Here is a 24,001-nt window from a genome sequence, read left to right as displayed (position 1 = left end):
CGCCGGGAATAATCGGGATCATCAGAAATGTCTGGTGCGAAAAGTTGGGCGTCGCTGGGCTTAATTTATTGTTTAGTAAAATTTACCAATAAAAAAGCCGGACCATGTCCGGCTTGATTTTATGCACTAAAAATTTGCCTTAAGAACCAAAAAGATTCTTATGCAGCGCGCGCACCACTTCTTCAGCATCTGGCGTTGGCACCAGGAAGCACAGGTTATAACTGCTTGCGCCGTAACAGATCATGCGCAGATTGAACGGCTCCAGCGCGCCGAACACTTCTTTGCCCACACCGCAGGCTTTCGACAGGTTGTTGCCGATAATCGCCACCAGCGCCAGGTTCTCTTCCACTTCCACGCGGCACAGCGAGGAGAGCTCAGTAAGCAGCGCTTGAGTTAGCAAGCTGTCGCCGGTGGTGGTGGAACCGGTGCTATCCAGCGTTAACGCCACGCTCACTTCAGAGGTGGTCACCAGATCAACCGAGATATTGTGACGTGCCAGAATCGCAAACACTTCGGCGAGGAAGCCGTGTGCATGCAGCATATTCAGGCTGTGCAGCGTGACCAGCGTTTGCTTGCGGCGTAACGCCAGCGCGCGGAACAGCGGTGGATTCTGCGTTTCGTTGCACACGCGTGTTCCGCCAGCAGCCGGATCTTTGCTTGAACCAACAAACACTGGGATATCGCTGCGCACCGCAGGCAGCAGCGTGGCAGGATGCAGCACCTTGGCGCCAAAGATCGCCATCTCCGCCGCTTCTTCGAAGGTGATCTCTTCGATACGTTTGGCGGTTGGCACCACGCGTGGATCGGTGGTGTAGATTCCGGCCACATCGGTCCAGATATCGATACGCGCCGCCTGCAGCGCTTCACCCAGCAACGCTGCGGTGTAGTCGCTGCCGCCACGGCCCAGCGTGGTAGTGCGGCCTTTGATTTCGCTGCCGATAAAGCCCTGCGTCACCACCAGCGCTTCAGCCACACGTGGCTGCAATTGTGCAACCGTCAGCTCTTTCAGCGTGGCAACTTCCGGTTCTGCACGACCAAAACGATCGCTGGTACGCATCACTTTGCGCACATCAAACCATTCGCTGTTCACCTGACGCTCACGCAGGATCTCGACGAACAGCAGCGTTGACATCAACTCGCCGTGGCTGACCAGTTCGTCAGTTAAAGCATGTGAGGTCGCCAGCGAGGTGGCTTCAGAAAGCATCGCGATGTTTTCCAACATGCGATCAATTTCCTGGCGAATCACCTCAGGTGATTGCAAGCGATCGATGATGGCGTATTGGATGTTGCGGATTTCATCCAGCAAATGTGCACGCTGCTCGAGTTCACGGCCTTCCGCCAGCGCCACCAGCAGGTTGGTCACGCCAGCAGAAGCGGAGAGCACCACTAAACGAGTATTGGGATCAGACAGCACGACATCCGCGCTGCGGTTCATGGCATCGAAATCGGCAACGCTAGTGCCGCCAAATTTAGCCACGATCAGAGTTTGAGACATTTAACGAACCCCGTGTCAGGTTATCTTTCTTCCGTTTTTGGCGACGGAAGACATAGTAGCAGCCTAGGCACAAGAGAAGAGCAGAATTGGGCGGACAAGATCATAGTAGACAAGTCACCAAAAGCGCTTCACCTTGCGAACCGTCCGACTGTGGACGATTCTGGTGACAACCCAGAGGATTCAGCCCCTGCAGCCGACAGTGCAACACCCCGCGTGTTGCCCCACCTCGGCGTCACACCCCCTGATGTGTTATCTGCGGATACGGATCCTCAAACACACTGCCTGGGCGACGCGCCTCTTCTGGCTTACACCCGGAGGTGTAAGTAGCGCGCATAAATTACTGATTATTTTCCCCCCTGTCCATCCCTGCAATTTGAGGATTTCTCACTTTTACACTTCGACAAGCGCATCGCAGAACAAACGCGCTGGCTCACATCGCCCTAAAGTGGTTTGCAGTTAAGACAAACGCGGCTTTTTTCTGATGCAGCACAGAGAAGTTTGCGGCGTTGCTGCGCAAAATCACCGCCGGATAAAACTGAAACGCTGCGGCCACGGTCACAAATTTTTTCCCTTCGCTTGCAACTGTGGTCATACTAATTCGCGTCGCAAGCATGCTATGGATGCCGGGCCAGCAGGATGCCCCGGATGGAATGACGGTTTTAATTTCAACTAGAGTGTTGCCATGAAAAATATCAATCCGACCCAAACCGCAGCCTGGAAAGCGCTGCAACAGCATTTTGAACAGATGAAATCGGTACAAATCGCCGACCTGTTTGCCCAAGATGCCGATCGTTTTGCGAAATTCTCTGCCACTTTCGATGACCAGATGTTGGTGGATTTCTCAAAAAACCGCATCACCGCTGAAACGCTAGAAAAATTGCAGGCGCTGGCTAAAGAGACCGATCTGGCGGGCGCGATTAAATCGATGTTCTCCGGCGAGAAAATCAACCGCACGGAAGAGCGCGCGGTGTTGCACGTTGCCCTGCGTAACCGCAGCAACACGCCAATCGTGGTGGATGGCAAGGATGTGATGCCAGAAGTCAACGCGGTGCTGGCGAAGATGAAAGGCTTCTCCGAGCGCATCATCAGCGGCGAGTGGAAAGGGTATACCGGCAAAGCCATCACTGACGTGGTGAACATCGGTATCGGCGGTTCAGATCTCGGTCCGTTCATGGTGACCGAAGCGCTGCGTCCGTATAAAAACCACCTCAACATGCACTTCGTTTCCAACGTTGATGGCACGCACATCGCCGAAACCCTGAAAGATCTCAGCCCGGAAACCACGCTGTTCCTCGTGGCATCAAAAACCTTCACCACGCAAGAAACCATGACCAACGCCCACAGCGCGCGTGACTGGTTCCTGAAAACCGCTGGCGATCAGCAGCACGTAGCCAAGCACTTTGCTGCGCTATCGACTAACGGCAAAGCGGTGGGCGAGTTCGGTATTGATACCAACAACATGTTCGAATTCTGGGATTGGGTTGGCGGTCGCTATTCACTGTGGTCAGCGATTGGTTTGTCGATCATCCTGTCGATTGGTTTCGAGAACTTCGAGCAGTTGCTGAGCGGCGCGCATGCGATGGATAAGCACTTCGCTAACACGCCTGCCGAGCAGAACCTGCCGGTGCTGCTGGCGCTGATTGGTATCTGGTATAACAACTTCTTCGGTGCTGAAACCGAAGCGATTCTGCCATACGACCAATATATGCATCGCTTTGCGGCTTACTTCCAGCAGGGCAACATGGAATCCAACGGTAAATACGTCGACCGCGAAGGCAATCCAGTGGATTACCAAACTGGCCCAATCATTTGGGGCGAGCCGGGTACCAACGGTCAGCACGCGTTTTATCAGTTGATCCATCAGGGCACCAAACTGATTCCTTGCGACTTCATCGCACCGGCGCTGAGCCACAACGTATTGGCCGATCACCATCCGAAGCTGCTGTCGAACTTCTTCGCGCAGACCGAAGCGCTGGCGTTTGGTAAATCACGTGATGTGGTAGAGAAAGAGTTTACCGATGCCGGTAAATCAGCCGAGTCCGTCGCGCACATCGTGCCATTCAAAGTGTTTGAAGGTAACCGCCCGACCAACTCCATCTTGCTGCGTGAAATCACTCCGTTCAGCCTCGGCGCGCTGATTGCGCTGTATGAGCACAAGATTTTCACCCAAGGCGCGATCCTCAACATCTTCACCTTTGACCAATGGGGAGTTGAGTTGGGCAAACAGCTGGCGAACCGTATTCTGCCAGAGCTGGAAAATGACGCGGAAATTAGCAGCCACGATAGCTCCACTAATGGCTTAATTAATCGCTACAAATCCTGGCGTTAATATTCCTGCCAATTGATCAAAGGCGGCTAATTAGCCGCCTTATTTATGTCAAATATGGAATAACAATCGCAAAGCTTCTATTTATTGGCGCCAAGAAGGTTAGATAATTCTTAAAGTGCAGTAAGGAAATTCGCATTATTTGCAGATTATTCCGAACGCCACTCGATAAAGAATGGCCCTAATTATGGGGACAAAATAGGTTATCTCACTGATAGATTTATTATTTTTATTTATCCCTCGTCAGTATTTTCTGAATTTTATCCTTTGATATCAATAGTTAATGCAAAAGTGAAAAATCCTGCCACCAGAGCGAGATCCCATCAGTTATTCCACTGTGAAAAATAATCGCCATTAAAAAAAGCAGTTATCGCCAATTCGCCTTATTTATCACCAGAATTGCCCTTACATTCCACCCTCTTTTCCTCGCGCTGAACTCTGGTAATTTGTTGCCCTATACTGAACGCGCCCGAAATCTGGGTAAATCCTTCATTCATTTTATAAATGCAGGAAACGTTATGAAAAAACTGATGGTTGCTGGTGCAGCCTTACTTTACGTCGCCGTTTCTTCTGCTGCGATTGCCGCACCAGAGGAAGCTGGTGCTGCAGCAGGCGCGCAAGCGGGAGCAATCTCGTCCGGCGCGTCAACCGCTGTCGGTATCGGCGCGCTCGGCGCGTTAGTGGGTCTCGGCATTGCTGCTACTGGCGGCGGTGACGGTGCAAATACCGGTACAACAACAACCACCACAACGAGCACCACTCGTTGATGTAGCACCTTTAAGCATAACCACACAGTCGTGTGGTTATTTTTTGCTTGGTTTGATTAGACAGGGATACACAGTGCGCCGACTCTCTTTGCTACTCCTTTGCCTGTTGCTACAGGCCTGCACACAAACGCAAAAAGGCCTCGAACAAACCGTGAAGCTGGCCATCAGCGGCCCGGATGATGTCACGGTCACCGACGAACAAGTCAACAACCTGCCTTACGCCAGCATGTACGCGCGCGTTAATGAAGGACCGCGTATTTTCGTGGTGCTGGGTTACAACGAAAACGGCCAACAGAAATGGATCACCCAGGACAAAGCCATGCTGGTGATGCAGCACGGCCGTTTGGTGAAAACGCTGGGCTTGCCGAGCAACCTCACCGACGTCAGCAACCTGGCGCAAGATCCGCTCGCCGATGCGCTGCACCTGCAAAACGGTGCCAGCTGGACGCGCGTGGTGCAGTGGCGCGAGCAGGATAAAGTGCGCGCGGCGACCGCAACCTCCACCTTCCAACGCGGTGACGATACGGTGCTGGATATCGCCGGTGAACGCGTGCCGTGTCGCGTGTGGCAGGAAACCGTGCGCATGGAGAGCGTCGGTGCAGAATGGCAGAACACCTTCTGGATCGATAACCGCGATGGCAGCGTGCTGCAAGCCAACCAGATGCTGGCTGCCGATGCATTCCCTGTTGATACCACCATTCTGAAGCCGGCTAAATCATGAAAAAAATAACGCCACTGCTCGCCGTTTTAGCGCTGCTGACGGCAGGCCATGCGCTGGCTGCAAGCCAGGTTACCGTGCACGATGTGCAGGGAAAAAACACGCTGCAAATCAATGATGCGCAGAATCTCAGCCAGTTGCTGACTAACCCAGCGCTGCACAGTTGGTGGCCGGGTACGGTGATCGCTGAACGGGGTGCAACCGCCGTGGCGCAGCAACAGCAGCAGCAACTGCTGGCCGATCTGCGCGTCTGGCAAGCCGACAGCGGCGAGTCGCTGGCTGTTACCATTGGCGCGGTGATCCACCAGCTCAGCGCGGCGCAGGTTACCGGTCGCCAGTTCACGTCGCTCGATCCCGATGAAGTGCGCCTGCGCCCGCAAGCGAACCGCACGCTGCAAGGCAGCTACGACCTTTACATCCTGACGCAGCCTACGCAGGTGCTGGTGCTTGGCGCGTTGGAAAATCCCGGCAAAGTGAGCTGGCAACCGGGCCGTGAAGTGCGTGATTACCTCGACGGACACGATCGTTTGTCCGGTGCTGAACGCAGTTTTGCCACGGTGATTGCGCCGTCCGGTAAGACGCAGCAAGTGCCTATTGCTTACTGGAATCATCGCCACATCGAAGTGGAACCTGGCAGCATTATCTGGCTGGGATTCACTTCATGGAGCCTGCCTTGGGGCCACAGCGATTTGAATGAGCGCATGCTTTCCGTTCTGACTCACCGGATACCAGACTGATGAAAAAACAATTACTTCTCAGCCTGTTGGCTGCTTCTGTTTCCGCCGCTTGCCAGGTGCATGCGGAAACCTGGCCGGATCCGGTCGGCCCTTCGCAATCCGATTTCGGTGGCGTGGGATTGATGCAAACGCCCACCGCGCGTATGGCAAAAGAGGGCGAATTTAGCGTCAACTTCCGCGATAACGACCAATATCGCTACTATTCAGCCTCAATGCAGCTGTTCCCGTGGCTGGAAACCACCGTGCGTTATACCGATGTGCGTACCCGTCGCTACAGTGCGGTAGAAGGTTTTAGTGGCAACCAAAGCTATAAAGACAAAGCTTTCGATCTCAAATTGCGTCTGTGGCAAGAGAGCTATTGGTTGCCAGAAGTGGCGTTTGGTTCGCGCGATTTGGGCGGCACCGGCTTGTTCGACAGCGAATATCTGGTGGCCAGCAAAGCGTGGGGACCGTTCGATTTCAGCCTCGGTATTGGTTGGGGATATCTCGGCAACAGCGGCACGATTAAGAACCCGTTCTGCTCCTACAGCGACAGTTTCTGTACGCGCACCGGCGGCGGCGAAACCGGCACCATCAACGGTTCACAGATGTTCCACGGCCCGGCAGCGCTGTTTGGCGGCGTGGAATATCAAACGCCGTGGCAGCCGCTGCGCCTCAAGCTGGAATATGAAGGCAACGATTATCAGGATGACTTTGCCGGTCGTCTGGAGCAGCGTAGCAAGGTCAACGTCGGTGCGATTTATCGTCTTACCGATTGGGCGGATATCAACGCCAGCTACGAACGCGGCAACACCTTTATGTTCGGCTTCACGTTGCGCACCAACTTCAACGATCTGCACCAGTCGCATATCGACAGCGCCAAACCGGCATACAATCCGCAGCCGCAGGGCAATTTGTTGCAGCCAACGGTGGTGGCGAATCAGCTGACCGATCTGAAGTACAACGCCGGTTTGAACGGCCCGCGCATTCAGACCAAAGGCAGCACCTTGTATGTTTCTGGCGAGCAAAACAAATATCGCGACACGCGTGAAGGCGTTGATCGCGCCAATCGTATTGTGATGAATAACCTGCCTGCTGGCATCGATACCATTGATGTCACCGAGTCGCGCTTTAATATGCCGCAGGTAACGACACGCACCAACGTTGAGAGCTTGCATAATGAGCTGGCAGGTTATCCGCTGGGACATGAGCAGCCACTGCAACAAACGCGTGAGAATCCGGTTGATGCGGGCGCTACCGAGCAAGGCTTCTTTATCCGCAAAGATCGCCTGAATTACAGCCTGTCGCCGGTGCTGAATCAGTCGGTGGGCGGGCCAGAAAGCTTCTACATGTATCAGGTTGGCGTGATGGGCAACGTCGATTACTGGCTTACCGACCACCTGTTGGTCGGCGGCAGCGTATTCGGCAACCTCGCCAATAACTACGACAAGTTCAACTACAACGGCGCACCAGCGGATTCCACCTTGCCGCGCGTGCGTACGCACATCCGCGACTACGTTGAGAACAACGTTTACGTCAACGATCTGCAAGCCAACTACATGGGCTATCTCGGCAACGGCTTCTACGGCCAGCTTTACGGCGGTTATCTGGAAACCATGTACGGCGGCGTCGGTGGCGAAGTGTTGTATCGTCCGGTGGATAGCAACTGGGCCTTTGGTGTGGATGCCAACTACGTGAAGCAGCGTGATTGGGACAACATGATGCAGTTCACCGATTACAAAGCGCCAACCGGTAATCTGACGGCGTATTGGCGTCCGTGGTTTATGCAGGATGTGTTGGTAAAAGCCAGCGTTGGGCAGTATCTGGCGAAAGATAAAGGTGTGACGGTGGATGTGTCGAAGCGCTTCGACAGCGGCATTATGGTCGGCTTCTACGCCACCAAAACCAACGTTTCTGCCGAGCAGTATGGCGAGGGTACTTTTACCAAAGGCTTCTATATTTCGGTGCCGATGGATCTGTTTACCGTGACGCCAACCCGTGGTCGTGCGCAGGTCAATTGGGTGCCGTTGACGCGTGATGGTGGCCAGATGTTGGGACGCAAATATCAGCTGTATGATCTGACGTCAGATCGCGATGCGCGATTTAATTAATTGATTGTAAAGTCTTAATCGTAGGGGCGGCATTTATGCCGCCCTTTTCATTGGTGCGGTTATTAAAAAGGTCGCCATGAATGGCGACCCTACGGAGAATTGTGCGGATTTTGGATTGATTTAGTCCGCGTCGTAACCGAGGTTTGGCGCTAACCAACGCTCGACTTCACTGACGCTCATGCCTTTACGCGCGGCGTAATCTTCCACCTGATCGCGCTGAATCTGCGCTACGGCGAAATATTTGCTTTCAGGATGGCTGAAGTACCAGCCGGAAACCGCTGCGCCCGGCCACATGGCGAAAGATTCGGTGAGCTTCATGCCGGTATGCTTTTCCACATCCAGCAACTGCCAGATCGGCGCTTTCTCGGTGTGTTCCGGGCAAGCCGGATAACCTGGCGCCGGACGAATGCCCTGATAATTCTCGCGAATCAGCTCTTCGTTACTGAGATTTTCATGGGCAGCAAAGCCCCAAATAACCTTGCGCACGCGCTCGTGCAGATACTCGGCAAAGGCTTCAGCCAGGCGATCCGACACCGCTTTCACCATGATTTTGTTGTAATCATCGTGCTGCTGATCGTACGCCTCGGCCAACGCATCCTCTTCCAACCCGCCGGTCACTGCAAACGCACCGAGATAATCCGCTTTACCGCTGGATTTCGGGGCCACGAAGTCAGCGAGGCAATAGTTGGCGAAGTCGGTTTTTTCGGTTTGCTGGCGCAAGTGATGGCTAACGCACAACACTTCGTTGCGATTCTCATTGCTGTAGATTTCGATGTCATCGCCCACACGGTTAGCCGGGAAAATCCCCACCACGCCGCGTGGATTGAGCGTGCCCGTGCTGCTCAGCATATCCAGCATCGCGTTGGCATCGGCAAACAGACGCTTGGCTTCCTCGCCCACCACTTCATCTTCGAGGATGCGCGGATATTTGCCCGCCAGCGACCAGGTCATAAAGAATGGCGTCCAGTCGATGTAATTACGCAGCGTTTCAATGCTGGCTTCCACTGGGCTGACACCAAGGCGATGCGCCACCGGCGGCGTGTAGCTTTCCCAATCGATGGCGTAATCGTTGTCGCGCGCGGTTTGTAAGCTGACCGGCGGCGTGCGCGGCTTTTTACGTCCGTGCTGAATACGCACCGTGTCGTACTCTTTGCGCGTGCGCGCCACGAAATCTTCTTTCAATGTGTCAGACAGCAGCGAAGACACCACGCCAACGGTGCGCGAGGCGTTCTGCACATACACGGTTGGGCCGCTGTAGTTCTGCTCGATTTTCACTGCGGTATGCGCTTTGGAAGTCGTTGCGCCGCCAATCAGCAGCGGAATGGTGAAGCCCTGACGCTCCATTTCTTTCGCCACATTGACCATTTCATCCAGCGACGGCGTGATCAAACCGGAAAGCCCGATGATATCGGCATTCTCAGCAATCGCGGTTTTAAGGATTTTGTCGCTCGGCACCATCACGCCAAGATCGATGATTTCGTAGTTGTTGCATTGCAGCACCACGCCAACGATGTTTTTGCCGATGTCGTGCACATCGCCTTTGACCGTTGCCAGCACGATCTTACCGTTGCTGCGCCCGGCTTCTTTGCTGGCTTCGATGTAAGGTTCGAGGTACGCCACCGCTTGCTTCATCACGCGCGCTGATTTCACCACCTGCGGCAGGAACATTTTGCCCTCGCCGAATAGGTCGCCAACCACGTTCATGCCGGACATCAGCGGCCCTTCAATCACCTGAATCGGACGTTCAAAGCCCTGACGCGCTTCTTCGGTATCCAGCTCAATAAATTCGGTAATGCCTTTTACCAGCGAATACTCCAGACGTTTTACCACGTCCCAACTGCGCCATTCCGCCTGCTGTTTTTCCTGCTCGCCATCGCTTTTGTTGCCGCGATATTTTTCCGCCAGTTCTAACAGACGTTCGGTGCCATCTTCGCGGCGGTTGAGAATCACGTCTTCTACTGCATCGCGCAGCTCGGCTGGCAAATCATCATAAATCGCCAGCTGACCGGCGTTGACGATGCCCATGTCCATGCCGTTGCGGATGGCGTAATAGAGGAACACTGCGTGAATCGCTTCTCGCACCGGTTCGTTACCGCGGAATGAGAACGACACGTTAGACACGCCGCCGGAAATCATCGCGTGCGGCAGTTCGCGCTTAATGTCTTCACACGCGCCGATGAAGTCCATCGCGTAGTTGTTGTGCTCTTCAATCCCGGTGGCAACGGCAAAAATATTCGGGTCGAAAATGATGTCTTCGGGCGGGAAACCGACTTCTTCGGTGAGGATCTTGTAGGCGCGGCGGCAGATTTCGATTTTGCGCGCGCGCGTATCGGCCTGGCCGACCTCATCAAACGCCATCACCACCATCGCCGCGCCGTAACGACGCACTTTACGCGCATGCTCAATGAACGGCTCAACGCCCTCTTTCATTGAGATCGAGTTGACGATGCCTTTGCCCTGAATGCATTGCAGACCTTTTTCGATCACTTCCCATTTCGAGGAGTCGATCATGATTGGCACGCGCGCGATGTCTGGTTCACCGGCAATCAGGTTGAGGAAGCGCACCATCGCCGCTTCCGCATCCAGCATGCCTTCATCCATGTTGATATCGATGATTTGCGCACCGTTCTCAACCTGTTGACGCGCCACATCCAACGCCTCGTTGTACTTCTCTTCTTTAATCAGGCGCTTAAATTTCGCCGAACCGGTGACGTTGGTACGTTCACCGACGTTGACGAACAGCGAATCGGCCTGAATGTTCAGTGGTTCAAGACCCGCCAAACGGCAAGCAACGGGAATGTCTGGCAATTGGCGTGGCGCAACGCCTTCCACCGCCGCCGCCATCGCGGCAATGTGTTCCGGCGTAGTACCGCAGCAACCGCCGATAATATTCAGGAAGCCGGAACGCGCCCATTCGCCAATTTGTTCCGCCATGATCGCCGCATCAAGATCGTATTCGCCAAAGGCGTTGGGCAAACCGGCATTCGGGTGCGCGGTAACGTAGCCTTCAGCAATGCGCGATAACTCGGCCACATATTGACGCAGTTCATCTGGTCCCAACGCACAGTTGAGGCCGAACGACAGCGCATCGGCGTGGCGCAGCGAGTTGTAGAAACCTTCGGTGGTTTGCCCGGAAAGCGTGCGGCCAGAAGCATCGGTGATGGTGCCGGAGATCATCAGCGGCAGGTCAACGCCCATCGCGTCCATCTCGGCTTTTACCGCGTAAATCGCCGCTTTGGCGTTCAAGGTATCGAACACCGTTTCAATCATGATGATGTCGGAACCACCGGCAATCAGCGCATGAGTGGATTCGCGATAGGCTTCCACCAGCTGATTAAAGGTGACATTACGGAAAGCAGGATCGTTAACATCTGGCGAAATGGAGCAGGTGCGGTTGGTTGGGCCTAATACGCCTGCGACGTAGCGTGGGCGATCCGGCGTTTTCGCCGTCCAGGCATCAGCACTGGCGCGCGCCAGTTTAGCGGCTTCGAAGTTGATTTCGGCGGATATCGCTTCCATCGCGTAATCGGCCATCGCAATGGTGGTGGAGTTGAAGGTGTTGGTTTCCAGAATGTCCGCGCCCGCGGCGAGATAGGCATCATGGATTTCGCGAATCACCTCCGGTTTGGTTAGCACCAACAAGTCGTTGTTGCCTTTCAAATCGGATGGCCAATCGGCAAAGCGACTGCCACGGAAATCCTGCTCACTCAGTTTATAACTCTGGATCATGGTGCCCATGCCACCGTCCAGAATCATGATGCGTTGCGCCAGCTGCTGTTGCAGCATTTCTGTTTTAGTGCTCACTCTTGCCCCATCCACGTCATTGCGTTGGCTAATATGCCAGCCAGACATACTGGCACAACTTTTAGATGAGCAAAAGTCAGGGTAGATGAGACATTTTCAGGAATAACGCCCTACAGGTCTGACCAGAAAGTCAGCGTTTGCATTAATAGCGTTAAAAACGAAAATGGTTTCCAGCATTGATGCGAATTGGAGACGTTATGGCAACCCCCGTGCCCGCGAAACGCGGCAAGAAACCTCGTGCTACAACGACCACCGCCAGCGCGCCCGTTGGCGGACAAGTCCAATCTTTAACGCGCGGCCTGCGTTTGCTGGAATTGATTGCTGAATCACACGGCAGCGTGGCATTAACCGAACTGGCGCAACAGGCCGGTTTGCCCAATTCCACCACTCACCGTTTACTCACCACCATGCAGCAACAAGGTTTTGTCCATCAGGTCGGCGATTTGGGTTTGTGGACCATTGGTTCACATGCGTTTGTGGTCGGCAGCAGCTTCCTGCAAAGCCGCAACTTGCTGGCGATTGTGCATCCGGTACTGCGCAAGCTGATGGAAGATGCGGGCGAGACGGTGAATCTGGCGGTGCTGGATCTCAGCGATTATCAGGCAGTGATTATCGATCAGGTGCAATGTACGCAACTGATGCGCATGTCGGCACCGATTGGCGGCAAGTTGCCGATGCACGCGTCCGGCGCGGGCAAAGCGTTTCTGGCACATCTCAGCGATGAGCAAGTGACGGCGCTGCTGCATCAAAAAGGGCTGCATCATTACACGCCAAAAACGCTGATCTCACCGCACAGCCTGAAGGAAAATCTGGCGTTGATTCGTAAGATGGGCTTTTCACACGATGATGAAGAACACGCGCTGGGTTTGCGCTGCGTGGCTGCACCGATCTATGACGAACATGGCGAACCGTTTGCCGCCATCTCGATTTCCGGTCCGATTGCGCGCATGACCGATGACCGCATCACCGAACTTGGCGCGCTAGTGATCCGCGCCGCCAAGCAGGTGACACAAACCTACTCCGGCCGCTAAGCGGCTACCGAGGCATAACGCGCGCTAAACCGCTGGCTGGCGCGCCACGCAATCACCTCTTCGATATGCCCTTGTCGAATGCGCGTTTGCAGCGCGCGCCACCAGTTGGCATCAAATAATTGCGGATGCAGCGCTTGCAGTAATTTGCCGGTCGCCGGTTCGCTGCACAGCGCGTAGCGGAAGGTTTCCGGGAACACATCATCTGGCCCAACGCTGTACCACGGCTCGGCCTGCAACTCATCTTCTTCATAGCGCGCGGCCGGCACATCGCGGAATATCAGTTCGGTCATCGGGCGAATTTCGTCGTAATCGTAAAACACCACGCGACCATGCCGCGTCATGCCGAAGTTTTTAAACAGCATGTCGCCGGGGAAGATATTCGCCGCGGCCAGTTGGCGAATCGCATCGCCGTATTCACCAATCGCATGCTGACGCTGTTCTGGTGTGGCTTGCGCCAGCCACAGATTGAGCGGCTCCATGCGGCGCTCCAGCCACAAATGACGGATGATTACCACATCGTCACGCACGTCGAGCTTTTCCGGGATATCGCGCTCAAATTCTGCCATTAAGGCCGCCGGAATGCGCGCGCGCGGGATAGCGAAGTGCTCGAATTCCTGGGTATCGGCCATGCGTCCAACGCGATCGTGCTCTTTGACCATGCGATAACAGTCGCGCACCTGCGCATCGGTGACCTCTTTTTGCGGCGCGAAGCGATCTTTAATCACTTTGAAAACGCGATCAAAACCCGGCAGCGTAAACACCATCATCACCATGCCGCGAATGCCGGGCGCGACGGTGAAATCTTCCTGGCTGTGCGCCAGATAGTGCAGATATTCGCGATAACATTCGGTTTTGCCGTGCTTCTGGCAGCCAATCGCCATGTAACGTTCAGCCACGGTTTTGCCCGGCAGAATCGGTTGCAGCCACGCCACCAGCGCGGCCGGTACCGGCGCATACACCATGAAATAGGCGCGCGCGAAGCCAAACACAATGCTGGCGTCATCGCTGTCGGTGAGACAGGTATCTATCCACAACCGTCCGGCATCATCGCGCTGGATCGGCAGCAAACAGGGCACCATGCCGCTGCTTAATTGCAAACGCGCCACAATCCACGCGGTTTTATTGCGATAAAACAGTTCACTCGCCACATCCAGCGTCGCCGTCGCCAGTTGCGCTGCACCAAACTGCTCGTGCAGATGGCGCACAATCCAACCGATATCGCGGGTTTGATCCTGCCACGTTAATCGCAACGGAATGTCGTTCAGCACCTGGCACAAGGTTTCCTGCCAGCTTTGTTGCGGGCGATACAAACGTGACAGCGGCCGCTGTGCATCAGGCGCCGGTGCATACGGCTGCGACGGGAAGATAAATAAGCGTTCGGGAGACAAATGGCTGTGACCTTGTAGCCGACAATAGACCGAATTAAAGAAACTCTCGGCGATTTCATGGCGCGGATAACCCGGCAACAAGGTTTCATAATGGCTTTTGACGCGCAGCCAAAACGCTTCATCCCAACTTGAAGTGTCATTAAGAATGCGCAGTTGATGGGTGACCAAGCCAACGTGGTGATCGTAAAGATGGATACGCGCTTTCATCGCCTGTTGTACCGCATGCCAATCGGCCTGTTCGAAGCGCTGCTGTGCGCCAGCGGTGATATCCAGAAAGCGACCATACTGCGCGTCGAAACCTTGCAAAATGGTATGGGCGATCAGCGATTCTCTTGGGGTCATCGGTAACGCTCCGCTATCGGTTTGCCAGAAAAGCGGTCGCCAAGAATGGCGACCCGACGAAGTGCGGTGCAATGCGCACCGGCTGGCGGTTAGAACTGCGAGGCTTCGGTGGAACCGGTTAAGGCGGTCACAGAGGATTGGCCGCCCTGAATCACGTTGGTGATGCGATCAAAGTAACCGGTGCCGACTTCCTGTTGATGCGAGGAGAAGGTGTAACCTTTGTCGCGCGCGGCAAATTCCGGCTGCTGCACTTTCTCGACGTAATGGCGCATGCCTTCACCTTGCGCATAGGCGTGCGCCAGATCGAACATGTTGAACCACATGCTGTGAATGCCCGCCAGCGTGATGAACTGGAAGCGATAGCCCATGTCGCTCAGCGCCTGCTGGAATCGTGCGATGGTGCGATCGTCGAGATTCTTCTTCCAGTTAAACGATGGCGAACAGTTGTAGGCCAACAGCTTGCCGGGATATTGCGCGTGGATCGCATCGGCAAAGCGCTGCGCCAGTTCAAGATCTGGCGTTGAGGTTTCGCACCATAACACATCGGCATACGGCGCATACGACAAGCCGCGACTGATAGCCTGTTCAATGCCCGCATGGGTGCGGAAGAAACCTTCGGCAGTGCGTTCGCCGGTGATAAACGCTGAATCGCGTGGATCGCAATCGGAGGTGATCAGATCGGCGGCATCGGCATCAGTGCGCGCAATTAACACCGTTGGCACGTTCATGACGTCTGCTGCCAGGCGCGCCGCCACCAGCTTCTGAATCGCTTCCTGGGTCGGCACTAACACTTTGCCGCCCATGTGGCCGCACTTTTTCACCGCCGCCAGTTGGTCTTCAAAATGCACCGCTCCAGCACCGGCCTGAATCATCGATTTCATCAGCTCGAAGGCGTTGAGCACGCCGCCAAAGCCCGCTTCAGCATCGGCGACAATCGGCAGGAAATAATCAATGAAATCGTCATCTTCCGGCGATACGCCGCTGGCCCACTGAATTTGGTCGGCACGCTGGAAGCTTTGATTGATACGCTCCACCACGTTCGGCACGGAATTGACCGGATACAGCGATTGATCGGGATACATTTGCCCGGCCAGATTGGCATCCGCCGCCACTTGCCAGCCAGAAAGGTAAATCGCCTCAATGCCGGCTTTCGCCTGCTGTACCGCCTGGCCGCCGGTTAATGCGCCAAGACTGTTGATGTAGCCTTTGCTGGATTCGCCATTCAGCAGCGACCACAACTTGGTGGCACCGCGTTCCGCCAGCGTGCACGCCGGATTGACCGACCCGCGCAGATTTATCACATCCTCAGCGCTGTATGGACGAGTAATTCCCTGCCAGCGCGCGTCGGTCCAGCTTGATTCCAGTTGTTTTATCAGTTGCGTACGATTCATAGCACTATCTCCAAATTCAAGGCAGCAGGCGGTAGCCCGGCAGAGTGAGGAAAGAAACCAGTTCATCATCAGTAGTGATTTGCGCCATCAGCGCGGCGGCATCGTCGAAACGTCCGTTACGGCAACGTTCTTCACCCAGGCTGTGTTGCAATGTTTGTAATTCTTCGGCCAGTAAGCGTTCAAACAGCGCCACGGTAACCGGTTGACCATCGCTGAGAATTTGTTTGTGATGAATCCATTGCCAGATGGAAGTGCGGGCGATTTCGGCGGTTGCGGCGTCCTCCATCAAGCCATCAATCGGCACGCAGCCGTTGCCGCTGATCCACGCTTCCAGATATTGCAGCGCCACGCGAATGTTGGCGCGCATGCCCGCTTCAGTGCGTTTGCCACGGCAAGGTGCCAGCAGACGTTCGGCGGTGATCGGTGCATCTTGCTCACGCGTGATATGCAGCTGGTTGGGATGATCGCCGAGACGACGGTCAAACTCCTCCATCGCAATGTCAGCCAAACCAGGATGCGCCACCCAAGTGCCATCGTGACCATTGCTGGCTTCACGCGCTTTGTCTTCCTGCACTTTCTGCGTCACCCATAAATTGCGCTCGGCGTCTTTGCTCGGAATCAGCGCCGACATGCCGCCCATCGCCAATGCGCCACGGCGATGACAGGTTCGAATCAGTAAACGCGAATAGGCATCGAGGAACGGTTGATCCATGCTGATTTGCTGGCGATCCGGCAGGATGCGATCCGGATGTTGGCCCAGCGTTTTGATGTAGCTGAAGATGTAATCCCAGCGCCCACAATTCAGGCCGACGACGTGATCGCGCAGTTCCCATAGGATCTCATCCATCTGGAATACCGCAGGCAGCGTTTCGATCAATACCGTGGCTTTGATGGTGCCGCGCGGCAGATCGAAGCGATCTTCACTAAAACGGAAGATCTCACGCCACCACGCCACTTCCGCCGCATGCTCGGTTTTCGGCAGATAAAACCACGGTGCGTGGCCCTTCTCCAGCAGCGCTTCCACGTTGGTAAACAGGTACATGGCGAAGTCAAACAGTCCGCCGGGAATCGCGCGGTCACGCCACTCCACATGTTTTTCGTTGAGATGCAAACCACGCACGCGGCACATCAGCAACGCCGGATTGGCACGCAACTGATAGATCTTGCCAGTGTCGCTGGTGAAGCTCAGCGTGCCGTTAACCGCATCGCGCAAAGTTAATTGCCCATCGATCAGCTTCTGCCAGGTCGGTGCCAGCGAATCTTCGAAGTCCGCCATGAAGACATTGACGTTGGCATTCAACGCGTTGATCACCATTTTGCGATCCGGTGGCCCGGTGATCTCGACGCGGCGATCTTGCAGCAGTTGTGGAATCGGGCGCACTTGCCATTCACTTTCGCGAATGGAAGTAGTTTCCGAATTAAAGCCCGGCAATTCGCCTTGATCGTAACGTTGCTGACGTTGCTGGCGCGCTTTGAGCAGCCGTTCGCGCTCGGGCGCAAAACGCACCACTAACGCGTGCAGAAAGTCGATGGCTTCTGGGGTAAGCAGCTGCTTTTCCGCGTGGGTAAAGGGCTGGCTGAAGGTTAGCGTATTGCTGATAACCGAGTCTGTCATGCGGGCTGCCTCCTGTGTTGATCCTTCGCTTTACGATCGGATCCGGATGTAGGGTGATTTTTAACCTGCAAGATCAGAGCATAATGATTTTTATTTTATTTTCAAAAACTATTTCCATTTTTATGGTTTAGATGATTTATATCATTGATTATTATTTAATTTAATCTCTCGAATTAAAGGCAATGCATTCCAATGGTGAATTTCAGGCAAAAAAAAGCCGCGACAATTGCGGTTGTCGCGGCAGGATCTGTTTTGCTGTTGATTATTCGAGCGATGGATTCATATGGCGCAGATCGAATGGCGTGATCTGATAAACGTAGTAGTTGAGCCAGTTGGAAAACAGCAAGTTACCGTGGCTGCGCCAGCTGGCGCGCGGCGGCAGTTCTGGATTATCGTGCGGGAAGTAGTTAAACGGTACGTCCGGATGCAGGCCCGCATCGTAATCGCGATGGTATTCACCTGAAAGCGTTAACGCATCGTACTCTGGATGGCCGGTGACAAAGGCCAAACGCTTGTCTTTGCTCGCCATCAAATAGGCGCCGGTGGCTTCCGATTCCGCAAACAGTTCCAGATCGGTGTAATCGCGAATCAACTGGCTGGGGAAATCAGCGTATCGGGAGTGCGGCGCGAGGAAATTGTCATCAAAACCGCGCGTTAGCAACGCATGAGGATGCAGAATCTGATGTTCGTAGACGCCAGATAATTTGTTCTGACGCGTTTGCTTTGGAATGCCATACAAGATGTTGAGCGCCGCTTGTACCGCCCAACAGACAAACAGCGTGGAAGTGACGTGCTCTTTCGCCCAGTGCAACACGCGCTGGATCTGCGGCCAATAGGCAACATCATTGAAATCCACCAATCCCAGCGGCGCACCCGTGACAATCAAGCCATCGAAGTTGTCGTTTTGGATGTCTTCAAAATTGCAGTAAAAGTTGTTCAGATGCTCGCTCGGCGTGTTGCGTGATTCACGGCTATCAATGCGCAGCAGCTGCACATCAATCTGTAGCGGCGAGTTGGAAAGCAGGCGAAGAAACTGATTTTCCGTTTCGATTTTCTTCGGCATCAGGTTAAGAATCAGCACTTTAAGCGGACGGATTTCCTGAACACTGGCGCGCGAGGACGTCATGACAAAGACGTTTTCATCACGCAAGAAATTCACTGCCGGTAATTCGTCGGGAATCCTGATTGGCATAACCTACTCACCTCTTACTTATAACCGTATAAACGTTTAGACATCCAGATGCCCGACATTAGCCTGGTGCTTTGTGAATGTCGAGTCTTCATGCGGAATATGAAAATGTTTCAGCTTAAATCGGCAAACATCTCGACGAATGGCTGAATCACCGATGCTTCGCTGCTGGCATGTCGATACAGCAGCCAGGTGCGGCTTTTCAGCGTTTCACCCGCAACCTGCAATGGCTGGCAACACAAGCGATCCGACAAGGGTTGATAGCTCGAAACGATGGCATATCCAAGACCACGCTCCACCATCGCCAGACACACTTCCAGCTTGTCCACTTGCATTGCGACACGCGGAGCCAATGTGAAATTCGCATTCCACCATCGCTCAATCAGATGGGTGATATGACCACCATGATTGATGCGAATCTGCGGCAATTGCGGTAATAGGCGCAGATCAAGCGGTTGCTGGCTCACCAGCCAATAGTCATCAACGTCGACCAAGCGTTTGCCATCGCGCCAATGATAGTCGTCTTTGACCAGCGCAGCATGGACCTCTTCCCGCTGTAGCTTCTGGTACATCTCTTCGCTCAGGCCGCTAACCAGGTTAACGCGAATACCGCTGTGCTGCGTGCTAAAGCGCGCGAGAATTTCCGGCAGGCGATAAGCCGCATAATTGCTGGTGACACCAAGGCGCAACTCGCCCTGGCGCGGCTGCGTCAGGCTTTGCAAGGTTTGTCGCAGCAACTGCGATTCATTGAGCATTTTCGCCGCATGCTGTGCCAGATATCGACCTTGCGCGCTGAATACCAGCTGACGCCCGCTCTCTTCAAACAGTGCCACACCCAACTTACGTTCTATTTGCTTGAGACGATAACTTAGCGCCGGTTGCGAGGTGAAAAGCTGTTCTGCTGCACGCGTGACATTCTGGTGCTGCCACACCGTATGAATGATCAGCCAATCTTTTTCGTTCATCGCCATCTCCCGCTACGTTGCCATCCATAAAATAATTTTTGCCAACAGCGAGCAAGCAATAAAAAAGCTCAATTGGGAATTTGTGACGCAGAGGTTTATATCTGAACAATACATTTTAATTCAAAGCATTACTCGCACCACAATGGTGAGAGATGGATTGCAGGTGCGCTATGTCAGAGCAGAAAGAAAAAATTATTTATGCCGTGAGTCAGTTAAGCGCAGCGATGACGCGACTGGCTCGCGATATTCACGCCCATCCCGAACTCAGTTTTAAAGAACATCGTTCGGCAGCCGCTTTGCAGCAACCTCTGCGCGAGGCGGGATTTGAAATTACTCAGCCATTGGCTGGCATGGAAACTGCGTTTCGTGCGCGCTACGACACTGGCAAAGCTGGACCGCACATTGCGCTGCTGGCCGAGTATGACGCGCTGCCCGATTTAGGCCACGCCTGCGGGCACAACCTGATTGGTACTGCTTCAGTTACCGCGGCATTGGCGCTGGTACAAAGCGGCCAGTGGCCAAGCGGCTGTTTGGAAGTGATTGGCACGCCGGCTGAAGAGGAAGGCGGCGGGAAAATTATCATGGCGGATCAGGGCATTTTCTCTGATGTTGATGCGGTGATGATGTTCCATCCACGTGAGAAAAATATGGTGACGCGCGGCGCATTAGCCTGTGTTGATGCGGTATTCAAATTCTATGGCAAGGCGGCACATGCGGCATCCGCGCCTCATCTGGGTGTTAGCGCGCTGGATGCGGTAATTCAGACCTTTGTTGGCATCAATGCCCTGCGCCAGTTCTTCACTGATGACGTGCGCGTGCACGGCATCATCACCCACGGCGGTGATGCCACCAACATCGTTCCAGCCTATGCCGAAGCGAAATTCTTAATGCGCGCGGCAACCGTCGGTGGATTACAAACCGTGCGACAGAAAGTGTTTGCAGCGGCTAATGCTGCCGCTGCGATGAGCGGAGCGCGTATTGAGATCGAAGAAGGCCTGACCTATGCCGAACGTAATAACAATCAAGCATTGGCGGCGCTTTTTCAGCACAACATCGAACATTTAGGGCTGACCGCCGAAGCGGCACCCGAGCGCGGTGGCGTGGGTTCATCGGACATCGGCAACGTTAGCCAGCTGACCGCCGCCATTCACCCCTATTTACGCATTGGCGATGTGATCCCACACACGCCGGAATTCGCCATTGCAGCAGCATCGGAATCAGGTATTGAGGCGATGTTGAATGCCGCCAAAGCGCTGGCGATGACCGCTTTTGATTTGCAATCCCCCCAACATCTTCAGGCCGTGCGCCAGGAATTTACTCGCTGGCATAACGCCCATCATTCTGCTGGAGAATCATTATGAATACAGGCTTAACCTTGCTGGCAACCTTATCACTCGCGCTGGCTAGTCAGGCATTCGCTGCCGGCGAAACACTGCGCGTTGGCGCAGATCTCAGCTATCCACCGTTTCAGTTTCGCGATCAAAATGGCACGCCAACCGGCTTTGAAATCGATATTACCAATGCTGTTTGCCAGGCCGTACAGGTGAAATGTGAATACGTAGTAAGTAGTTTTGATGCGGAAATTCCCTCTTTGATGGCGAAAAAAGTCGATTTCATTTCCCCACTTGGCGCTACTGAGAAACGCCGTAAATCGATCGATTTCAGCGATTTTATCTACCATATCCCGACAAAATTGGTCGCGCATAAAGGTAGCAATCTGCAGCCAGACATCGCTTCACTGGTCGGTAAGCGCATCGCGGTTCAGCAAGGTTCGATTCAGGAGATGTATGCCAATAAATTCTGGGCACCTAAAGGCGTCGATATCGTGATGTATCCCGATCAGGATGTGATTTACCAGGATCTTGCCGCGGGACGGTTGGATGGCGCATTGAGTCCGGGCGTTGCGGTTACCTTTGGTTTTCTGAATAAACCAGAAGGTAAGGATTTTGCGCTGACCGGGCCTGAAGTGCGTGATGATAAATTATTCAGCATCGGTTCGGCTTATGGCGTGCGTAAGGATGATGAAAAAACACAAAAACTGCTGAATGAAGGGCTGGCGAAAATCATGGCGGATGGCACATGGGAGAAGATTAAGCAGCACTATTTCGGCGCTCTGGAAATGAAGGTGACGCGCGATGTCGCCCAATGAGTTACAGCTGGCGATGCGGCAATTACTGGAGAAGTTCCAGCATTGGCATCGCTTATCGGGTAGTGCTGATGCCGAACACAGCATTGACTGGCTATGTGACTTTTTGCAGCAGCGGCAGATTCCCTTTCGTCGCGAATATTGTCGATTGTGGTTAAGCGATCCGCTGTCGGCTTCGTTAACTCTAAATCGCGATCCCGATTGGCATATTCCAGCGAAAACGCGTTCCTTCTCTGCGCATTGTCCGCAAGGTGTCGAAGCCGAGTTGATGTATGACGATCGTGCACTGACTTTTATCGCGGATTGTGAGCGAACGGAGTGGGAAAACCGTGTAAAAGGAAAAATTGTCGTTGCTGATCAAGGATATGAAGACTACGTTCAGCGGTTGATGCAGGCGGGTGCCGCGGGTTTGATTCATATTTGGGGCTCCGCGGAGAGTGCGCTGCATGAAGAAACTGTCGGCCCAATTTGGGGATCACCGGTTCCCGATGATGTGCTGCGCTATCCCACTCTTCCGGTTATTGGCATTAATCAGCAGGATGGCAAAGCGTTGCTTGATCGTATGCAGCAACCGCTACGAGCGAACATCATTACAGTATTGCATGAACATGTCGCACGCTGTTCACTGCCGATTATTGAGCTGCCCGGAGAAACTGAGGAGTTTGTTCTGCTCTCCAGCCATTACGATTCCTGGCATCAAGGCGTGACCGATAATGCAACCGGCAATGCGCTGTGTCTGGCGTTGGCACTGCATTATGCTCAAAATCCAGGGCAGCTGCGACGTGGCTTGCGCATCGCTTTCTGGCCGGGACACTCTAATGGTCGTTATGCCGGCTCCAGTTGGTATGCCGATCATTTTCGTGATGAGCTGGTTAATCTCTGTGTGGCGCATATCAATGTTGATTCACCTGGCTGTGTCGGCGGCAGCGAAGTAGTGATCAATGCCAGCGGTGCGGAGTCCGTTAGCTGGCTGAACCAGGCAGTAGAAAAGGTGACAGGTTTGTCAGCCTCACGTATTTCCCCGCTGGGTAAAGGTGGCGATCAATCGTTTTGGGGCGTCGATATTCCGTTACATTTCGCACTGCGCGAAGAGCCTGCGCTGCGATCCTCACTTTCACCAGGAAGTGGCGGCAGATGGTGGTGGCATACCGAACAGGATACCTTGGATAAAGTTGATGATGCCCATCTATGGCGCGATGTGCAGATTCATCAGCATTGGCTGGATGCTTTATTGATGGATGAAGTGCTTCCGCTTGATGCTCCAAACTATTTGCATCAGCTACGTTCCGCATTGACGCAGTTGCAGCATGAGATCGATCCCGCTTTTTCGTTACAGCCGATTGATGTTTTATTGGAACGTTTGATTCTTGTAATGGGATCAAAAAAAGTATCTAGGAAGGCGTTTGGATTGTGGCATCGCGCTCGCTATCGCGCATCTGATGATTTTCATCCCGACCTGAGCTTCAATGGCGGGGCCTTTCCCGGTTTGCAATTATTGCGCGGTCACCGGCAAGAAAATTGTAGCGAACGCTATTGGCTGATGCTTGAAACGCAATTCGTTCGCCAGCGTGACCGTTTATGCGAGCTGTTTGCGTTGAGTTTGCAGCTAATCCTGCATGAAATTAGCTGATTTTTGCTGTGTCTCTCTGCATTTCAGACGTAAAAAAGCCCTGAACTTTCGTTCAGGGCTTCTTCACTTATTTGATGCCTGGCAGTTCCCTACTCTCGCATGGGGAGACCCCACACTACCATCGGCGCTACGGCGTTTCACTTCTGAGTTCGGCATGGGGTCAGGTGGGACCACCGCGCTAAAGCCGCCAGGCAAATTCTGTTTCATTCACGCCGTCACCCTCAGGCAACCACGCGAACCAATCCATAAACAAGCTGAAAATCTACTCGCGTCTCTCAAAAACGCCTCTGGCGTTGTAAGGTTAAGCCTCACGGGTCATTAGTACCGGTTAGCTCAACGCATCGCTGCGCTTACACATCCGGCCTAT

The 24,001-nt window shown here is 54.0% G+C and carries 17 protein-coding genes, 1 rRNA gene and 1 riboswitch; of the genes, 9 read left to right on the top strand and 9 right to left on the bottom strand.

Going from position 1 to position 24,001, the window contains the following annotated elements; genetic code table 11:
* Window positions 1-139: 139 nt before the first annotated feature.
* Both lysC and ACPUC7_RS09665 read right to left on the bottom strand, forming a co-directional pair.
* Entirely contained in the window at window positions 140-1,495 is a 1,356-nt protein-coding gene (gene lysC, locus ACPUC7_RS09670) for a lysine-sensitive aspartokinase 3 (protein ID WP_494922777.1), read from the bottom strand.
* A 113-nt stretch (window positions 1,496-1,608) separates the two neighbouring features.
* Window positions 1,609-1,803, bottom strand: a riboswitch (Lysine riboswitch).
* A 122-nt stretch (window positions 1,804-1,925) separates the two neighbouring features.
* Entirely contained in the window at window positions 1,926-2,201 is a 276-nt protein-coding gene (locus ACPUC7_RS09665) for a hypothetical protein (RefSeq protein ID WP_494922776.1), read from the bottom strand.
* Between ACPUC7_RS09665 and pgi the strand changes: the two genes are divergently transcribed.
* From pgi to ACPUC7_RS09640, 5 genes are all read left to right on the top strand, one after another.
* Window positions 2,178-3,824, top strand: coding sequence for a glucose-6-phosphate isomerase (gene pgi, locus ACPUC7_RS09660; protein ID WP_494922775.1), 1,647 nt, complete (start codon window positions 2,178-2,180; stop codon window positions 3,822-3,824). The genes ACPUC7_RS09665 and pgi overlap by 24 nt on opposite strands.
* 515 nt (window positions 3,825-4,339) lie before the next feature.
* Window positions 4,340-4,588, top strand: coding sequence for an exopolysaccharide production protein YjbE (gene yjbE / locus ACPUC7_RS09655; protein ID WP_343552579.1), 249 nt, complete (start codon window positions 4,340-4,342; stop codon window positions 4,586-4,588).
* A 73-nt stretch (window positions 4,589-4,661) separates the two neighbouring features.
* Entirely contained in the window at window positions 4,662-5,309 is a 648-nt protein-coding gene (locus ACPUC7_RS09650; protein ID WP_343552580.1) for a YjbF family lipoprotein, read from the top strand.
* A complete protein-coding gene (locus tag ACPUC7_RS09645; RefSeq protein ID WP_494922774.1) occupies window positions 5,306-6,043 on the top strand; it encodes a capsule biosynthesis GfcC family protein in 738 nt (245 codons plus the stop codon). The genes ACPUC7_RS09650 and ACPUC7_RS09645 overlap by 4 nt, the downstream gene beginning before the upstream one ends.
* A complete protein-coding gene (locus ACPUC7_RS09640; protein ID WP_494922773.1) occupies window positions 6,043-8,133 on the top strand; it encodes a YjbH domain-containing protein in 2,091 nt (696 codons plus the stop codon). The genes ACPUC7_RS09645 and ACPUC7_RS09640 overlap by 1 nt, the downstream gene beginning before the upstream one ends.
* A gap of 120 nt (window positions 8,134-8,253) precedes the next feature.
* Here ACPUC7_RS09640 and metH read toward each other — a convergent pair whose 3' ends face one another.
* Complete coding sequence (metH, locus tag ACPUC7_RS09635) at window positions 8,254-11,937, bottom strand: methionine synthase (RefSeq protein WP_494922772.1); 3,684 nt, start codon at window positions 11,935-11,937, stop codon at window positions 8,254-8,256.
* Between the two features lie 197 nt (window positions 11,938-12,134).
* Here metH and iclR point away from each other — a divergent pair, with 197 nt between their 5' ends.
* A complete protein-coding gene (gene iclR, locus ACPUC7_RS09630; protein WP_494922771.1) occupies window positions 12,135-12,968 on the top strand; it encodes a glyoxylate bypass operon transcriptional repressor IclR in 834 nt (277 codons plus the stop codon).
* On the opposite strand, the gene aceK is transcribed toward iclR, so the two are convergent.
* The 5 genes from aceK to ACPUC7_RS09605 all read right to left on the bottom strand — a co-directional run bounded on the left by aceK (window position 12,965) and on the right by ACPUC7_RS09605 (window position 19,858).
* Entirely contained in the window at window positions 12,965-14,698 is a 1,734-nt protein-coding gene (aceK, locus tag ACPUC7_RS09625; RefSeq protein ID WP_494922770.1) for a bifunctional isocitrate dehydrogenase kinase/phosphatase, read from the bottom strand. The genes iclR and aceK overlap by 4 nt on opposite strands.
* A gap of 89 nt (window positions 14,699-14,787) precedes the next feature.
* Complete coding sequence (aceA, locus tag ACPUC7_RS09620) at window positions 14,788-16,089, bottom strand: isocitrate lyase (RefSeq protein WP_494922769.1); 1,302 nt, start codon at window positions 16,087-16,089, stop codon at window positions 14,788-14,790.
* A 16-nt stretch (window positions 16,090-16,105) separates the two neighbouring features.
* Window positions 16,106-17,704, bottom strand: a complete 1,599-nt coding sequence (aceB, locus tag ACPUC7_RS09615; RefSeq protein WP_494922768.1) for a malate synthase A — start codon at window positions 17,702-17,704, stop codon at window positions 16,106-16,108.
* Between the two features lie 262 nt (window positions 17,705-17,966).
* Window positions 17,967-18,896 (bottom strand): homoserine O-acetyltransferase MetA, encoded by a 930-nt coding sequence (metA, locus tag ACPUC7_RS09610; RefSeq protein WP_343552588.1) that lies wholly within the window; start codon window positions 18,894-18,896, stop codon window positions 17,967-17,969.
* Window positions 18,897-19,006: 110 nt separating this feature from the next.
* Window positions 19,007-19,858, bottom strand: coding sequence for a LysR family transcriptional regulator (locus tag ACPUC7_RS09605; RefSeq protein WP_343552589.1), 852 nt, complete (start codon window positions 19,856-19,858; stop codon window positions 19,007-19,009).
* A 170-nt stretch (window positions 19,859-20,028) separates the two neighbouring features.
* Here ACPUC7_RS09605 and ACPUC7_RS09600 point away from each other — a divergent pair, with 170 nt between their 5' ends.
* From ACPUC7_RS09600 to ACPUC7_RS09590, 3 genes are read left to right on the top strand one after another with little or no spacing between them, the layout of a single operon-like run.
* A complete protein-coding gene (locus ACPUC7_RS09600) occupies window positions 20,029-21,219 on the top strand; it encodes a M20 family metallopeptidase (protein WP_494922767.1) in 1,191 nt (396 codons plus the stop codon).
* Window positions 21,216-22,007, top strand: a complete 792-nt coding sequence (locus ACPUC7_RS09595) for a transporter substrate-binding domain-containing protein (RefSeq protein ID WP_494922766.1) — start codon at window positions 21,216-21,218, stop codon at window positions 22,005-22,007. Before ACPUC7_RS09600 ends, ACPUC7_RS09595 begins: the two co-directional genes overlap by 4 nt.
* A complete protein-coding gene (locus ACPUC7_RS09590) occupies window positions 21,994-23,634 on the top strand; it encodes a M28 family peptidase (RefSeq protein WP_494922765.1) in 1,641 nt (546 codons plus the stop codon). The genes ACPUC7_RS09595 and ACPUC7_RS09590 overlap by 14 nt, the downstream gene beginning before the upstream one ends.
* A gap of 76 nt (window positions 23,635-23,710) precedes the next feature.
* Here ACPUC7_RS09590 and rrf read toward each other — a convergent pair.
* A 5S ribosomal RNA gene (gene rrf / locus ACPUC7_RS09585) occupies window positions 23,711-23,826 on the bottom strand.
* Between the last annotated feature and the right edge of the window lie 175 nt (window positions 23,827-24,001).

This window comes from Pantoea sp. CFCC18179, from assembly GCF_059412405.1.
Note: the sequence above shows the minus strand (reverse complement) of the source record. Positions and strands in the feature narration are given on the sequence as shown.

Bases quoted from the DNA above. Each gene is read 5' to 3' on its own strand.
- ACPUC7_RS09645 (WP_494922774.1), top strand. From the start codon at position 5,306: ATGAAAAAAATAACGCCACTGCTCGCCGTTTTAGCGCTGCTGACGGCA.
- metA (WP_343552588.1), bottom strand. From the start codon at position 18,896: ATGCCAATCAGGATTCCCGACGAATTACCGGCAGTGAATTTCTTGCGT.
- lysC (WP_494922777.1), bottom strand. From the start codon at position 1,495: ATGTCTCAAACTCTGATCGTGGCTAAATTTGGCGGCACTAGCGTTGCC.
- aceK (WP_494922770.1), bottom strand. From the start codon at position 14,698: ATGACCCCAAGAGAATCGCTGATCGCCCATACCATTTTGCAAGGTTTC.
- pgi (WP_494922775.1), top strand. From the start codon at position 2,178: ATGAAAAATATCAATCCGACCCAAACCGCAGCCTGGAAAGCGCTGCAA.
- iclR (WP_494922771.1), top strand. From the start codon at position 12,135: ATGGCAACCCCCGTGCCCGCGAAACGCGGCAAGAAACCTCGTGCTACA.
- ACPUC7_RS09590 (WP_494922765.1), top strand. From the start codon at position 21,994: ATGTCGCCCAATGAGTTACAGCTGGCGATGCGGCAATTACTGGAGAAG.
- ACPUC7_RS09605 (WP_343552589.1), bottom strand. From the start codon at position 19,858: ATGAACGAAAAAGATTGGCTGATCATTCATACGGTGTGGCAGCACCAG.
- aceB (WP_494922768.1), bottom strand. From the start codon at position 17,704: ATGACAGACTCGGTTATCAGCAATACGCTAACCTTCAGCCAGCCCTTT.
- ACPUC7_RS09640 (WP_494922773.1), top strand. From the start codon at position 6,043: ATGAAAAAACAATTACTTCTCAGCCTGTTGGCTGCTTCTGTTTCCGCC.
- yjbE (WP_343552579.1), top strand. From the start codon at position 4,340: ATGAAAAAACTGATGGTTGCTGGTGCAGCCTTACTTTACGTCGCCGTT.
- ACPUC7_RS09595 (WP_494922766.1), top strand. From the start codon at position 21,216: ATGAATACAGGCTTAACCTTGCTGGCAACCTTATCACTCGCGCTGGCT.
- aceA (WP_494922769.1), bottom strand. From the start codon at position 16,089: ATGAATCGTACGCAACTGATAAAACAACTGGAATCAAGCTGGACCGAC.
- ACPUC7_RS09600 (WP_494922767.1), top strand. From the start codon at position 20,029: ATGTCAGAGCAGAAAGAAAAAATTATTTATGCCGTGAGTCAGTTAAGC.